Consider the following 16540-nt stretch of genomic DNA (forward strand, 5'->3'; position numbering starts at 1 on the left):
TTAATTTTCCAAGATAGATATATATTGACCATATTCCCGCTCAACAGTTTGTAAGGAAACCACCATACCTTCAAAAAGTAATGATACTTTTTCTAAAAGTTGCTCATCCAATAAATTAGGAATGGTGACCTTCAAATATCCGCCTTCATCACCAGCTTGATCTATATCCAAATCAATCTCACATAGCTTAAACACTGCGTTAACAGAACCAAAAGAGATCGCAGAAACAGCGGCACAAACTAAATCATGCCCCTCTGGACCACTTCCAGCGTGCCCTGTCAGCGTAAATGATTTTATATACGTTTCTTCACGCTCAATTGTCACGTTAATCATACAAGCTAAACCTTATGCATTGATTTTCTCAATGATAACTTTTGTGTATGGCTGACGATGACCTTGTTTACGCGAATAGTTTTTCTTTGGCTTGTACTTAAATACAGTGATTTTCTTTTGACGGCCTTGTTTTTCTACTTTCGCAGTTACAGAAGCTCCGTCCACGTATGGAGTACCAAATTTTGCTTCGTCTCCACCTACTGCAAGTACTTTGTCAAATGTTACTGATTCGCCAGCTTCAGCAGCTAGCTTCTCAACAAAAATTGCTTGACCTTCTTCTACTTTTACTTGTTTTCCACCAGTTTCAATAATAGCGTACATTCTCTTGCACCTCCTCATAGACTCAGACTCGCCATACAGGTAGCCTCACAAAGCTTTAAAGACCTGTTCTGCGCGGTTGTAGCAACAGGTGCTACATAAACAACAAAACGATCTTACCATATATTAAAGCAACTTGTCAATGACTATTTCCGGATTGTCAGCTATGTGCAGATTAATTAGCTCCTTACTGCCCGAACGGATTATCTGAAAATCAGGAATACTTTCATCCGTATAATAATAAACTTCCATTTGAATATTAGAAGAGACTTCAGCAGCCAACATTTCTTTCCAAAAGATATACAGGTCTGGATGAATAACAAGTAATAAGCATTCCGTATTTCGATTCCACTCTAACAATTCGCGTTCCAGCTGATAACCGGTCGTTTCCACTGATAATACAGGCTTCTTATTTATTTCCCTATCAGTCATCAGTTCCAAGAGCCCAGTTCTTTCTCTTTTTCTCGTTATTTCCAACAAACCCAGTTTTGTAAATCCGAGCACCTCTGCACGTATCGGATCTTCTCGTAAAGCTTGTTTCACCTGCTGTACAATGATAGCCTCTTCTTTTTTCCCCATTTTCAGAAAATCAATTAGAATAATTCCTGATATATTACGTTTGCGAATTTCTTCGATACAATATCTTACAGAACGTTGATTAATGCGATAGATGGTATCCTGTTTGTTATGCCGACTTGTGAATTTACTGCTATCTATATCAATCACTGTCAATGCCTCTGTTTGTTCCACTGTTAAGGTAATACCATCCTGTTTATGAACAACTGGCTGAATCGCTTCTGTTAACCATCTGCTCACATCTTGACCAGCAATTTGATTGGCCTCTTTCCTAATCCGCATTTTATCCGCTAGGTTAGGAAAAGCTGACTTCATTTTTTGTAGAGTACGAGGCTCATCAAAGGTAATATCCTGAAAGGATTCATTTTGATATTGACTTATCATTTGATTTGGAATCATTGGATATCGAAAAAGGAAGTAAGGTGCTTTATTTTGTGATGCATCACTATCCAACTTTCGCCAGAGATGTCTGCTATTATTTAATTCAGTTAATACTTGCTCTGTTTCAGCATTCGCTATGTCTGTTCGTAATATAACTCCTTCATTAATAGAAAGTTGTTCAGTTAGATAAGTTTTCCATTTTTCTGTTGCTGTTTGCGATAATTTTTTGGAACTAGCAACATAATTTCCATGTGGTAAATAAATAATTCGTTGTCCCGTGAGTGTTATATTAGCCGTAAGCCTTGGTCCTTTATCTTGATAAGCTTCTTTGATAACCTGCACAATAATACTTGCTCCATCTGTTAAATAGGAGGAGAGTTTGTCATTTACACCCAAAAAAGGCACTTCGCTTTTAGGCAGAAAACCTACCTTCTTCTCACCAATATCAATAAATGCTGCATCAATACTTTCGTCAACGTTTCGCACTTTCCCGTTATAGATTGAACCTAGGCGAGCATTTGTTGACTGGCGGTCAATAAAAATATCGATACATTGCTTTCCTTCAAAAAGCATGCCTATTTTTTCCGAACTACCTGTGTAAAAGTGTAATTTCTTCATATTAAACCTCTTTCTATCCTGTAAGCAACTGGCTCACCACCAAGTGAATATTTTTCTGATCGAAATAACTTTGCAAACAATCTCGTTCCGATAACCAATAAATCTTTCCATGTTGATCATATACTTTGATACGGTGTAAGGTATCTCTTTTAAACAAACGAAACAAATCCAATAAACTGATCGATGCAGGCACTTCTATATCTCTGTGTTTTCGAAATTTAGTGGTCTCACTATACCTACTCCATAAAAAACGCCACCACTTAAAATACCTTCGCTTCCATTCTAACCGATTTTCCCAAATTAAAAAAATCATAAGTAAAACAAAACTTAAAGAAATCCATGCTTGACTATATACATAGATACTTACAAAAACTATCGTCACAACGGATATTATAATCATCCATTTATGAGAAACTTGAAAGGAAAAAAAAGAATCTAAACTAAGCTGGACGAGTTTCCCGCCATCAAGCGGCCATATCGGTAACAAATTTCCAATCAATATGAATGTATTATATTGATATGCCAGGTTTAAAGTGGATTCTGGCAGCAAGGAGCCAGCATCGAGCATATAGATAATGATATAAATCCAAATATGTTGTAATGGTCCGGCAATCGTCACTAGAAATTCTTCACGTATCGGTCTTGTTCCATACTCATCCGTTTCCATCACTCCACCAAAAATCCACAAAAAAATGCGCCGGATTCGCCACTTGAAAACGCGAGCGCATATATAATGTCCTAATTCATGAATAGAAACAATCAAAAAGATAACAAAAAATTCCACTAACATACCAGTAAGAATAGCAATAAGTAAGAAAAAAAATAAAATAGGGTGAATATGAACAGGAGGCAGCCTATGGTTGTTCATCAACTTGCATCACCCGAATCGGATCTAAAAATTCTCGATTTTTTTCAATCGCAAAGTACATTGCTGTGTTAGTCTCAGAAGGTTCATAGCTACCTATTTTCTCATTAGCTCTAATCGATTGATAGGAATGAACATCAATGTTGGTTAAGTTTCCATAAATGGATTTGCTGCGATCCGCATGCTGAACAATCACTGTTTTTCCTGTTTCACGATCATTACCAGCGAATAAAACAGTACCTTCATCTACAGCAATCACTTCTGTTTCTTCATCAGATGAAATCAAAATACCTTCACCATTTTCTTGAAATGTCTGGTTTACCTGACCAGAAACCGGCAATGCAGTAGGTTCAGCGGTTTCCGCTTTATCAAGATCTGCTTCAATAGCAAATGGTGCACCAAATCGAGCTTGGTACCATGCATTCACACTTGCAAAAGGAAATTCTTCTGTCATCGCATAATTGACCCAGTTCCTTGGTTGTTCAAGCCATTGTTGATTGGAAGCCGTTGAAAACACCGTAATAAAAAAAATAATGGCTGCAACAATACTTTTAATGAGAAATGATTTTAAGTGAGCTTGGTCACTATTGTTGTGATACCCACCGAAACTCGGAGAATACCCATGTCGTTCCTCATCTTCCATGTAGGCTTGATTTACATAACTATTCCGCTTGAAATCTGATAAACTTGTTGAGGTGATTTTTTTTCTAGACTGTTTTCTTCTCGTAATATTTTGGCGTATTTGTGATAGATTATCTTTTTTCATCAGCATCCATTCCTTTTTTCCAACGTTTGTACAATATATGTGGACAACCATCATAATATGAAAAAGGAACAAAAAAACTTTTAAAAGCTTCATCAAAAATCACTTTAGTAAAAATGGTAAACAAGAAAAGTTGATACATACTGCGAACTAGTAAGAATTTGTGGAGTGAGGCTTTCTTCCATTCTGATTAATAATGAGTGCTAACATACGCTCTGGCAGAATACAGCGCTATATTTGGTGTTCTGAATTAGGATTGGAAAGAATTACTGGGAATATATACGCTGGCTTTCCTCTCTTTTTTCCAGAACACTATTCAAAGCTGCGGAAAAATGCGACACTCCTGGGGGAACAGCGCGAGCCGAAGATCCACTTTGCAAAGTGATTTTCTTTGCAAAGTTAGCTGAGGCCGTGCCCCCGGAAAGGGAGTATTTTTCCGCAGCGATGGTTATGCACTCATCAAGAAAAGAGTGGAAGAAAGCATACCTATGTACACGTTACTTCGCAGTTTATGTATAATATGTTATGGAACTGACCGGAAAATGATGTTAAAAAAGAGTTTACCTGCTATCAGGTAAACTCTTTAGTCTAGGTTATTTTTTTATTCCGAATGCTTTTTTTACTTTGTCTAAGAATGATACTTTTTCCTCTAACGAGAGTAGTGGAACTGATTCGCCTAAGATTCTTCTTGCAATATTACGGTAGGCGATAGAAGCTCGTGTATTAGGTTGAAAAGCAACAGGTTCGCCATGATTAGATGCTTTAATCACATCGTCATCATCTGCAACTATGCCTAATAAATCTATTGACAATACTTGGATTATCTCATCGACGTCTAGCATATCGCCATTTTTGATCATATGGTTGCGGATACGATTAATGATTAAATGAGGAGGTTCCATATCCTCTTGTTCTAATAAACCAATTATGCGATCAGCATCCCTTACACTTGATTTCTCAGGAGTTGTCACGACAATCGATTTATCAGCGCCAGCCACCGCATTACGATAACCTTGCTCAATACCTGCCGGGCAATCAATTAGTATGTAATCATAATCCGGCTTCAATTCTTCAATGATTTGCACCATACCTTCAGGAGTTAGTGCCGATTTATCACTTGTTTGTGCAGCAGGTAATAGATATAGACAGTCAAAGCGCTTGTCTTTGATTAACGCCTGAGAAATTTTACATCTTTTTTCCAGAACATCCACAATATCATAAATGATACGATTTTCAAGCCCCATAATAACATCTAAATTTCGCAGTCCGATATCTGTATCTATTAAACATACTTTTTTATCTAGCAATGCTAATGAAGTTCCTAGATTTGCCGTAGTTGTCGTTTTACCGACACCACCTTTACCAGAAGTAATAACGATAGCTTCACCCATTCATAACTCTCCTTTCAAAAGCATTTAAGTCTGGACGCGATCTTGCAATAGTACTGATACGGTCCATTACAATTTGTTCACCCTTTGAATCAATAAAGCCACATTCCATAGGGACACCTTCCGAGTCAGCATCAGGTGACCTGCTAATTACTTCCGCTATCCGTAATTGACTAGGTGCCATATGTGCAGCAGCTATAACAGCATCTCTATTACCGTCTGCGCCAGCATGTGCAATTCCTCTTAAATTACCCATTACAAAAATATTCCCAGTTGCTATTATTTTACCGCCAGGGTTCACATCCCCAACTAATAATAAGTCACCATTAATCTCTAATACTTGTCCAGAACGAATAATCTTATTATGTAAATTGACATCTGTTTCTTCTTTCCATTGTAACGCTTCTTCTTTCAAAATAACATTTGAAGCTATTTTGTCTACAACTAACTTATTATGCTTGCGAATAAATTCTCGTAACGTTTGTTCTTGCTGATTCGTCACATAACGGTTTCCTAATTCAATTTTCACGGTGATCAACGGCTCATCCGCCGCCATATGTTTTGTAGAAAGTATTTCTTCCAATTCCTCGAGCAGCTCATTCCATGCACATTGATCATTCATAAAAAGGGTTAGACCATCTCTTGTTCCCTTTATTGTAATCCATTTATTTGATGCCACTTCAATTCAACCCCTTAAAACATTCACTAACCGTTATCAATCTGCTCGCTCAAACTTAATATATGACCATTTTGTTAATTTTTTTGCAAAGATTAGATAAATTAGCAAGCCAAATAGTATATTCCATATACTTGTCGGAATCAACCTGTTTTGCCAGTACATACTCCAACTTTGTACATGTACTTGAATAATATTATAAAGGAAAAAGATCAAAATGTCTGTAACCACAACTCCTACTGTGGTCATCAATAACGCAATCACAAAATTCGACTGCAAAATCTTCATTAATACTCTTGCTGCGTATAATACTGCTGTATAAGCAAATACATAGACACCAATCACATCCGTATACACAATATCGTTAATTAAGCTAAATATAATCGAAAGTGCAATAGCATAATATGTAGATTCTTTTTCAAAAAAGATCGTGACATATAACAGGAATATAAAAAGAAAATGTGATACATTTATCCATTCATCTTTCAGAAATGGCAGAGAAATTTGAGCCAACGAACCTTCCAGTATCACCAATAAAAAGGAGATGAGAGCAATAAGAAAAGGGATCATCCGTTTCATGATTCATCCTCCTCTGTTTGCTCTTCTACTTCTTCTATTTCATCTACTGTTGTCATCGAACGATCGATGACAATAACATGATTTAAATCCTCCAAATCAGCTGAAGGTTTTACATGGGCTATACTTGTTAATTCATAACGATCAGCTTCTACATCAACAACTTCACCAATTTCAAGGCCTTTTGGAAAGACTCCACCAAGTCCTGAAGAAAATACATATTGACCTTCTTCTAAATTCCCGTCATTATCATTCATTTCTAACAGTAGTAATTCTGATTCTTCATCATAGCCGACAATGAACCCAGAATTATCTGTTTCTTTTTCTTCTTCAAATACATTTACTGAAATTCGATTGGTTCGGTCAAATCCGTTAAGCAATAATACAGTTGATGTAAAAGGGGAGCTCGTTTGTACTTTTCCAATCATCCCTTTTCCTGTTATCACCGACATATTTGGCTGAACACCATCCTGTGTTCCTTTATTAATCGTGATTTGCTTAAACCATTGATCCTTGCTCCTTGCAACTACGGATGCCTGAATTGCTTCAAAATTTTGCAGAAAGTCTGACTCTGATTTATCCATAACTTCTTTTAATTCATCTATTTCTTTTGTCAGCTCTTGATTTTCATATTCTAACTGTCTTATCTCGTCTAAACTTGATTTTAATTGTTGGTTTTCACGATAGACATTACGGATTTCTTTAATATTATTTGCAACTCCGGTTGTGAAAGAAATCGGCTTATTAATCACTTCCTGCGCCCAACCAACACTGTCATGGATAAAGTCTTCCATGATGGTCAGCTCCGTTCTTTCTCGTAAGGAAAAACCGATCAAACCAACAATGATAATTAACGAAATCATTAAAATAAACAGTCTTCTCTTTTTATAAAACATCATAACACCTTCTTAATCTGATAAGCGCTGCACCCCTATATTTGGATGTGATCGAAAATGTTCGATATATTCCAAGGATTTCCCTGTACCGATTGCGACACTATCTAACGGTTCATCTGCAACAAATACCGGCATTTTCGTTTCATCACTAATTACTTCATCTAGATCTTTTAAAAGTGCTCCCCCTCCGGATAACACAATACCTCTGTCCATAATATCAGCTGCAAGCTCTGGCGGCGTACTTTCTAAAGTATTCTTCACCGCTTCTACAATGGAATCTACTGTATCCTTTAATGCGGATGCAATTTCAGAAGCACTTACACTAATTGTTTTTGGTAATCCTGTCAATAAGTCACGTCCGCGAATATCCATTAGTTCCTTCTCAGATAAGGCTTTAGCAGATCCTATATCCATCTTTAATGATTCTGCTGTACGCTCACCAATCATCAGGTTATACGTTTTTTTGACATACTGAATGATTGCTTCATCCATGTCATCACCAGCAGTACGAATCGATCTACTTGTAACGATACCACCAAGAGAAATAACCGCTACTTCAGTTGTTCCTCCACCAATATCTACAATCATACTACCAGTAGGTTCCCATACAGGTAAACCTGCACCAATGGCTGCAGCGAATGGCTCTGCAATTGGAAATGCATCCTTTGCACCTGCATGTTTCGTTGCATCAATTACAGCTCGTTCTTCTACCATTGTTATTCCTGATGGTACACATACCATTACATTAGGCTTTTTGGCAAAGCTAGATCTGTTTTTCTGTGCTAATTTAATATAATATTTCATCATCGCTGCAGTAGTATCATAATCTGCAATAACACCGTCTTTCATCGGTCTAATAACTTGAATATTACCGGGAGTACGACCAATCATATTCTTGGCATCACTACCAACTGCTTCAATATCACCTGTTGTCTTATTTATTGCTACAACGGAAGGCTCACGCACAACAATGCCTTTACCTTTGATGAATACTAATGTGTTTGCTGTACCTAAATCAATCCCTAAATCTTGTGATAAATTAAATAATCCCACTCTTGTTCTTCCTCTCAACCATTATTATACAAAACATTCACTTCAATATTTTATGCTTTTATTGACTTTCAATCAAGAAATTATATTCTTTCATAATAATAAGCGCCTTTATACAAGCGATCTTGTATAAGGCGCTATAAAAGCTTGTTAATTCTATTATACTTAACTTTAACAAAAATAGATAGTGCTATAAGTACCCTTTTTCTTTTAATGAAATAAATTTGTGATCACCAATAATCAAATGATCCAAAAGTTCAATACCTATCATTTTTCCACTCTCGCTTAACCGCTTGGTAACATGGATATCTTCCTGGGAAGGGGAGGGATCGCCTGAAGGATGATTATGTGCACAGATGATAGAAGCTGCAGATCTTTTAATTGCTTCGCGGAAAACTTCACGAGGATGGACAATGGAAGCATTCAAACTGCCAATGAAGATCGTTTGCCGGTGAATAACTTGATTTTTCGTGTTAAGAAAGATAGATACAAAATGTTCCTGTTTGAGACTGCTCATCTCTTCCATTACATAATTTGCACCATCTTCCGGACTTCTTATCACATACCTCTCCCTTTCTTTAAATTGTTGAATTCTTTTACCAAATTCTACAGCCGCCAGAATATTAACTCCTTTCACCTGACCAATACCTTTAATTTCGATTAATTCTTCAATCGTAACGTCTTTTAGCATTCTTAATCCTTCAAAATGTTTTAGCACTTTTTCAGCTAATTGATGGACATTTTCCTTTTGAGTTCCTGAACCCAATAAGATTGCTAACAATTCCTGGTTGGATAAATGATCTGGACCATGTTCCAATAGTCTTTCTCTTGGTCGGTCTTCTTTAGGTACTTCTTTCATTTTAATAGTAGGTATCTCCAATGTATATTCCTCCTTTAAGCAATATCTATTATTTTAACGACAAGGAATATCATCAGCAAATAGCCATTTATAGATTTTCTAGCACTAAAAATAACAAGTTTTGCGATTTTCGTTATAGGAAAAAGGCAAAACTTGCTACCTCTAGAATATGAAAAAACAAAATTACTCATTTGCAATATTTTCATATTGATTTAATATCTTTAATAAAGTTACTTGGGTGCCTTGTTCATCCTCTGCTGTTTTTACTGATTCTATCTCTTTACTTATTGCTTGGATTTCTTCAGATACACCGGATGGCTCATCAGCCAACCATTGATCAATCGCTGACTCGTCCATACTACCTTCAATCATTTGTTCCAATAGACCTTCTAAACCTGTAATCCATTCCTTTTCTGCTTCAGAAAGTGAAATGGAAACAGAATTGGTGTTCCATTCCTTCCCGCCATACAATTCATAACCACTAGGAAAAGCACTGCTTGTAAATTGCTTTGATGCTTCATGTGTAGACTTCAAACCGACAAAAACATGAAAATTTTCATCTCGAGACCAAACCATGCTCTCTATTTGGTCTTCTTGTAACTCTTGAACTAATTGCTGTGCTGCATCCTCATTTGTAAACACTCCAGCCTGAGTAACGAAAAAATCAAAAGCATGGCTTTGAAAAACCTCTCCTTCTTGTGCATTGGCAGTAGTATTGTCTTCATCGTCTGACTGATCACTTGTAGCACTAACCGCTTGGTCATTAGAAGTATTTTGCTCAAACGCTACCTCTTCCGGGTCTAAATCCACAAAAATTTTCAACATCATAAACCCTAGAAAAGATCCTATTAATATAGCTGTACAAGCAGAAATAATGAATGATTTATACTTTGACCAAAAGGATGGCTTTTTAGAACGATTAAATGCACTAGAGTCTGGTGTATATTTGCGTTTAAATACTTGATCATCATCCATCATTGGGTGATGATTTTCTCTGATGTAGTCTTCTAATGTGGATTGATTAGTCGAACCATGCTTAGTTGGACCGTTTTTAGTCTGGTTGATTTGGACAGAAATTTGCTTTTTATTATCCACGGTAATCCCTCGTTTCAATTCCTTTTCTATCACCCTATCATATCTATTTTGAGATGTAAGACGACTTTTGTCAGTACTATCAAAAAGCGTTCATCAAAATGTGACAGATAGCATGAAAAAACGAGATAAACATTTAGTTGTCTCTCTACGTAGCAAAACGCCAAAGACACTCAAATTATCAAAGCTATGAACCCCACATTGCTATGCTAATTATGAAAGATAGTACTTCTCAGTAGAAGCGAGAGTTTACTCTGTTTAATAACGAAAAAGAGAAGCGACATATGACTTACATATTTATTCAATTAAAATGAGCGTATTAGGATGGATTTTAGTAGGTGTTCAAGTGTAATAAATTGCTGAAATGACTCAATTGATGCACTATTCCTTTGATCTTTTTCTATATTATATCAACAAGATCTCACACTATCACCAAATCAAATTAAAATAGACTTCCATAAAATTATCACCAAAAAGAAACGATATGATTGCACCAGCAATAATCGCTGGACCAAATGGAATTTTCTGATTTGCTTTAAATCCATTCTTTAAAATAAGAAACATGCTAGAAAATAAACCAATAACTATTGCCATAAAAAAAGCAAGTAATATGGAAGGAAAACCTAGTATGATGCCTAACAACCCTAGTAATTTCATATCTCCTCCACCCATTCCGCCTCTGCTGACAACAATAATAAGTGCAATAAGACTGTATCCTGCTATTGCACCAGTTATACTAGCCCACCATGGTTCAAGAGGCTGAACAACTCGAAATAACATAAATATAGGCAGAAAGCATAGTATAATACTATTAGGGATAATCATAAAACAAAGGTCTGCTACGAGAACAATGGAGAATAAGCTAATTAAACTGAATGTTATCCATAAATCTAAAGATAATCCTAAATGCAAATAGCTAAATAGAAAGCCTATCGCTGTAATTCCTTCTACAACTGGATAGAGAGGAGAAATAGACCGCTGACAATGGCGACATTTCCCCTTTTGCATGATATAGGAAAGGATAGGTATTAATTCAAACCATCTTAATTTGTGGTTACATGCAGGACATACCGATCGAGATGAAGATAAAAATATTTTTTGTGGAATTCTAAGACCTACCACATTATAAAAAGAACCTAAAACTAATCCAAATATAAAACTTAATACACTATAAAATAATATCATCATTCATTAGCTCCTATTTTAAAATAAGTGCAAATTACTACAATTGCTGTAATTCACTTAATCCTTTGGATCTTTATTCTTCATGAAGTAAAAAAATGATATCTATCGTTTTTTCATTATTTCAAAGTGATAGGTTTAGCAACTTTGAGAGAGTTTAAAAGTAGAATTAAGGTAGGCAAAAGAATAAATAAGGTAGGGAGAGGAACATCAATGAAGTAAGCATTTCATTTTGAAATGTTTGATGAATATCGATTCCCTCTTCCATCATACAGTTGGGGTATTATGAAACTCATTATACTTGCTTCATGGATAAAGAACAATACTATTTTTGTACAAGCCTTTACTGTCTAACTATTTTTTTAGTGAATTCAACAAAATGAAGTGAGCCTGTAATCAGTATCAGATCATTTGGATTACTAGTAGCTAATAGTTTATTGAGTGCTTCTTGAACTTCATCTATATAAGGGATATCATTGAGAGCCTCTTCTTCAGATAATGCTCTTGGATGATCGAAGGTGGTCATAACAATCTCGTCTGTGAGCTTTGTTAATTCCTTCAACATCATAGTAATCTCTTTATCACGAAAGGCACTAAATAAGACTTTGATACGTCCTTTCGTATTTTCTTGTTGGATCGTTTCTACTAACTTGTTAACACTTTGGACATTATGCGCACCATCTGCAATAATCTTTGGATATTCTTTAATGATTTCCATTCGGTTGGGTAGTTTTGCACGAGACAACGCTTTTTTCATCGCTATGTCATCGATAATAAATCCATTAGCCTGTAATAGATGCAGCGCTTGGATAGCTAACGAAGCATTCATCATTTGATGACGTCCTTTCATCGAAAGATCAATAACGTATGACTTAGAGCCATTATTCCAGCGAGAATGGTTCATATCTATTTCCTCAGTCCAAAACTCTTTACCATATTGATATAAGGGCGCATTTTGTTTACAAGCTTCTTCTTTCACGACTTGTAAAGCTTCATTAACTAAATCACCAGATATAACTGGTACCATTTCCTTGATAATTCCCGCTTTATGAGCGGCAATGTCTTTTAGGGTATTACCTAGAAAGCTTGTATGATCAAATGCAATTGTTGTAATAATTGTTAGGAGCGGCTCAACTCTATTGGTTATGTCCTCCCGACCTCCCATAGCAGTTTCGATCACAGCAATATCGATATTACCTTGGAGAAATAATAATGTGATGATCATTAATATCTCGTATTCAGATGGGGCTAAGTTTTGTTGATCCATTTCTTCAATAATCGGCAAAAGCGGATGAAGAATATCAATAAATTCCTGAACTGTAATAGATCGATTGTTAATCGCAATATGATCCAGAATCGTAGGTAGACCTGGTGACTGAAACGTCCCGATAGTGTATCCACTCTCCATTAACACTTCTTTTAAATAGGTCAAGGTCGAACCCTTCCCATTTGTACCAGCAATATGGATTGTAGGTATTGACTTTTGCGGATGATTCACTTTTTCCAATAAAAAATCCAACCGCTCCAATCCAGGCTTTATTCCTAACGTTCGTCTTGATGCAAAAAAATCTTCCAAATCCTGTACAGATTCCATCATAAAATCAACATCCTTTATATTATTTAACAAAAGTAGAGCAAAATAGTGAACTAATATTGGTTGGGCGACATTAAATCCCTTTTTTGTCTCTTTTCAGCTTTATTTCCGATGAATAGCTGAATAGATGTAGATGTCTGAGAACATCCTAAAAATGCCATGTTTGTCACAAATAGCGGAAGAAATGTCCGGCCTGAACGAGTCTAAGCAATAATTCTAATTCAATTCCTTGTCTATGTTTTTTCACAGATTATATATTTTATCACGGTGCTAAACGTCTGTTGGACCCCCACTTCCCCCTTCAAGTAACACAACAGATGCTAACAGTTGGGGTTAACCCCTCACTTGATCATAGTCTCACTTTATATTCTTATGATTGTGAAAAAGAGGCTGCCATTGACAGCCTCTGCTTTGGTTATTTCTGTAGTTCTTGAATTCTCGCTTGTACTTTTTCTCTCTTTTCCATGTAATCTTTTTGCTTTTCTTTTTCCGCTTCTACTACATTAGCAGGAGCCTTGCTAACAAATCCTTCATTCGCTAGTTTCTTATCAACACGCTCTACTTCTTTGTTTAATTTATCCAATTCCCCTTGAAGACGTGTAAGCTCTTTGTTAATGTCGATTAAGCCTTCTAACGGTAAAAATAGCTCCGCACCAGTAACAACTGCTGACATTGCTTTGTCTGGCACCACAACGTTTGTATCAATCGTTAATTCACTTGGGTTACAGAAACGATCTAAATAAATGCGATTCGCTTCTAACTGTTTCTTCACCGCTTCATCACTAGCTAGAACGATGATAGGAATTTCCTTCGACATTGGTGTATCCACTTCGGCACGAATATTACGAACAGAACGAATAATCGCTACTAGTTGCTTCATCATCTCAGAAGATTCTTCATTCGTTAACCTGTTATCTACCGTTGGCCACGCTGCTCTTACAATGGACTCACCTTTGTGAGGTAGCTGTTGCCAGATTTCTTCCGTCACAAAAGGCATAAATGGATGAAGCATGCGCATGGTTTGATCTAACACGTAAGCTAAGATCGAACGTGTTGTTAATTTTGCTCGTTCATCCTCCCCATAAAGTGGTAATTTCGCCATCTCAATATACCAGTCACAGAAGTCGTCCCAAATAAAGTTGTAAAGGTAACGTCCCGCCTCACCAAAGTCATATTTATCAACTTGTCTTGTCACTTGTTCGATCGTTTCGTTAAGTCTTGTCAAAATCCATTCATCTGCGACAGACTTTTCACCAGATAAATCGATCTCATCATAAGTTAAACCATCCATGTTCATTAAAGCAAAACGTGATGCATTCCATATTTTGTTAACAAAATTCCATGTCGATTCTACTTTTTCCCAATGGAAACGTAAATCCTGTCCAGGACTTGACCCAGTTGCCAAGAAGTAACGTAAGGAGTCTGCTCCATACTCATCAATCACTTCCATAGGATCAACACCATTACCAAGTGATTTACTCATTTTGCGTCCTTCTGCATCACGAACTAACCCATGAATCAATACATCTTTAAACGGACGTTGATCATTAAACTCAACCGATTGGAAAATCATCCGAGATACCCAGAAAAAGATAATATCATATCCCGTAACTAATACATTAGTTGGGAAGAAATGATTAAAATCTTCATCCTCTATATTTGGCCAGTTTAATGTTGAAAATGGCCATAATGCTGAGGAAAACCAAGTATCCAGTACATCTTGATCTTGTTCCCAGTTTTCCATATCTTCAGGTGCTTCCTTACCTACATACATTTCACCTGTTTCTTTATGATACCAGGCAGGAATACGGTGTCCCCACCATAGTTGTCTAGAAATACACCAGTCACGGATATTTTCCATCCATCTAAGGTATGTTTTTTCAAAACGATCCGGTACAAAATGTACTTTTTTATCATCGGAAGCTTTTTGAAGTTCAATTGCAGCATCTGCCAATGGCTGCATGTCAACAAACCATTGTGTCGACAAATATGGTTCGACTACTGCATTGCTGCGTTCCGAGTGACCTACTGAATGCATATGTTCTTCAATTTTGAACAGAACACCTTGGTCTTGAAGGTCTTTGATAATCTGTTTACGACATTCAAATCGATCCATGCCTTGATATTTACCAGCATTCTCATTCATTGTACCGTCTTCGTTCATTACAAGTACACGTTCCAGTTTATGGCGATTACCAATTTCAAAGTCATTCGGATCGTGCGCAGGTGTTATTTTTACTGCACCTGAACCAAATTCCATATCCACATAATCATCTGCCACAATCTCCATTTCACGCCCGACAATTGGAAGCTTTACCTTCTTGCCAATCAGATCTTGATACCTTTCATCATCTGGGTGAACAGCTACTGCTGTATCTCCAAGCATTGTTTCTGGTCTTGTTGTTGCCACTTCAATATGTCCTGATCCATCTGCTAATGGATACTTCATATGATAGAAGTGACCTTGTACGTCTTTATAAATTACTTCAATATCTGAAAGGGCTGTTTTAGTAGCAGGATCCCAATTAATAATATACTCTCCGCGATAGATAAGCCCTTTCTCATACAATGTGACAAATACTTCGTTAACCGCATCAGATAAACCTTCATCTAAAGTAAATCGTTCCCGTGAGTAGTCAAGACCTAGTCCTAATTTTGCCCATTGTTCGCGAATAAAGCCTGCGTATTCTTCTTTCCAGTCCCATGCTTTATCGAGGAACTTCTCTCTACCTAAATCATAACGAGATAAGCCTTCTTCACGTAGTTTTGCTTCTACTTTTGATTGGGTTGCGATACCTGCATGGTCCATTCCTGGTAAATAGAGAACATCATAGCCTTGCATTCTTTTTATTCTTGTAATGATATCCTGTAGTGTCGTGTCCCATGCATGACCGATGTGTAATTTACCGGTTACGTTTGGTGGTGGGATTACGATCGTAAAAGGTTCCTTCTCTTTGTTTCGTTCTGCCTCAAAATATTTTCCTTCTACCCATGTGTTATAACGCCCCTTCTCAACTGCAGTTGGATCATACTTCGGCGGTAAATTAACTTCCTGGTGTTGTGACATTTTTATTCCTCCTTATATTTACTAACGGTAATAGACACAAGCTTCACAATAGATAACTACTGCGAACTAGTGAAAATTTGTCTTGGTGCTAACATTTTTCGTGCGGACATTTAGTGCGTTATTTGACTAAAAATCACCTGTTTTTCGATGTTAGCGGACATTGAATCCCTTATTTGGTTCATTTTGGCTTAAATGAGCACCATTTTCGATGAATAGCGGAATAGATGTCCGCGACCACCCTAAAAACAGTACTTTTGTTACAAATAACGGAACAAATGTCCGCGCTTAGCCAAAATTCACCTCGGA

15 protein-coding genes and 1 other annotated feature are annotated in these 16540 nt (G+C 36.7%); all 15 genes read right to left on the reverse strand.

Going from position 1 to position 16540, the window contains the following annotated elements:
* Positions 1–333: a ribosomal-processing cysteine protease Prp gene (locus J5J03_RS14020; RefSeq protein ID WP_208590349.1), complete on the reverse strand. Its 333-nt coding sequence runs from the start codon at positions 331–333 to the stop codon at positions 1–3.
* Between the two features lie 12 nt (positions 334–345).
* Entirely contained in the window at positions 346–654 is a 309-nt protein-coding gene (rplU, locus tag J5J03_RS14025) for a 50S ribosomal protein L21 (protein ID WP_208590350.1), read from the reverse strand.
* A 14-nt stretch (positions 655–668) separates the two neighbouring features.
* Positions 669–742, reverse strand: a sequence feature (ribosomal protein L21 leader region).
* Between the two features lie 35 nt (positions 743–777).
* Positions 778–2226, reverse strand: a complete 1449-nt coding sequence (locus J5J03_RS14030; protein ID WP_208590351.1) for a ribonuclease E/G — start codon at positions 2224–2226, stop codon at positions 778–780.
* Between the two features lie 13 nt (positions 2227–2239).
* Complete coding sequence (locus J5J03_RS14035) at positions 2240–3094, reverse strand: site-2 protease family protein (RefSeq protein WP_208590352.1); 855 nt, start codon at positions 3092–3094, stop codon at positions 2240–2242.
* On the reverse strand, positions 3081–3857 hold the full coding sequence (locus J5J03_RS14040; RefSeq protein WP_208590353.1) for a M23 family metallopeptidase: 777 nt from the start codon (positions 3855–3857) through the stop codon (positions 3081–3083). The genes J5J03_RS14035 and J5J03_RS14040 overlap by 14 nt, the downstream gene beginning before the upstream one ends.
* 590 nt (positions 3858–4447) lie before the next feature.
* Positions 4448–5245: a septum site-determining protein MinD gene (gene minD, locus J5J03_RS14045; protein WP_208590355.1), complete on the reverse strand. Its 798-nt coding sequence runs from the start codon at positions 5243–5245 to the stop codon at positions 4448–4450.
* Positions 5238–5921, reverse strand: a complete 684-nt coding sequence (gene minC, locus J5J03_RS14050) for a septum site-determining protein MinC (protein ID WP_208590357.1) — start codon at positions 5919–5921, stop codon at positions 5238–5240. Before minC ends, minD begins: the two co-directional genes overlap by 8 nt.
* Positions 5922–5957: 36 nt before the next feature.
* On the reverse strand, positions 5958–6497 hold the full coding sequence (mreD, locus tag J5J03_RS14055; protein ID WP_208590359.1) for a rod shape-determining protein MreD: 540 nt from the start codon (positions 6495–6497) through the stop codon (positions 5958–5960).
* Positions 6494–7390 (reverse strand): rod shape-determining protein MreC, encoded by an 897-nt coding sequence (gene mreC / locus J5J03_RS14060; protein ID WP_208590360.1) that lies wholly within the window; start codon positions 7388–7390, stop codon positions 6494–6496. Before mreC ends, mreD begins: the two co-directional genes overlap by 4 nt.
* A 12-nt stretch (positions 7391–7402) precedes the next feature.
* Positions 7403–8443, reverse strand: a complete 1041-nt coding sequence (locus J5J03_RS14065; RefSeq protein WP_331460498.1) for a rod shape-determining protein — start codon at positions 8441–8443, stop codon at positions 7403–7405.
* 187 nt (positions 8444–8630) lie between these two features.
* Positions 8631–9299 (reverse strand): RadC family protein, encoded by a 669-nt coding sequence (radC, locus tag J5J03_RS14070; protein WP_208590377.1) that lies wholly within the window; start codon positions 9297–9299, stop codon positions 8631–8633.
* 183 nt (positions 9300–9482) lie between these two features.
* Positions 9483–10394 (reverse strand): hypothetical protein, encoded by a 912-nt coding sequence (locus tag J5J03_RS14075; RefSeq protein WP_208590362.1) that lies wholly within the window; start codon positions 10392–10394, stop codon positions 9483–9485.
* Positions 10395–10820: 426 nt separating this feature from the next.
* A complete protein-coding gene (locus tag J5J03_RS14080) occupies positions 10821–11579 on the reverse strand; it encodes a prepilin peptidase (RefSeq protein WP_231710760.1) in 759 nt (252 codons plus the stop codon).
* A 337-nt stretch (positions 11580–11916) separates the two neighbouring features.
* Complete coding sequence (locus tag J5J03_RS14085; RefSeq protein ID WP_208590363.1) at positions 11917–13170, reverse strand: bifunctional folylpolyglutamate synthase/dihydrofolate synthase; 1254 nt, start codon at positions 13168–13170, stop codon at positions 11917–11919.
* A 412-nt stretch (positions 13171–13582) separates the two neighbouring features.
* On the reverse strand, positions 13583–16234 hold the full coding sequence (locus tag J5J03_RS14090; RefSeq protein ID WP_208590366.1) for a valine--tRNA ligase: 2652 nt from the start codon (positions 16232–16234) through the stop codon (positions 13583–13585).
* Positions 16235–16540: the final 306 nt, after the last annotated feature.

The organism is Gracilibacillus suaedae (assembly GCF_017599345.1).
Lineage (GTDB): Bacteria > Bacillota > Bacilli > Bacillales > Amphibacillaceae > Gracilibacillus > Gracilibacillus suaedae.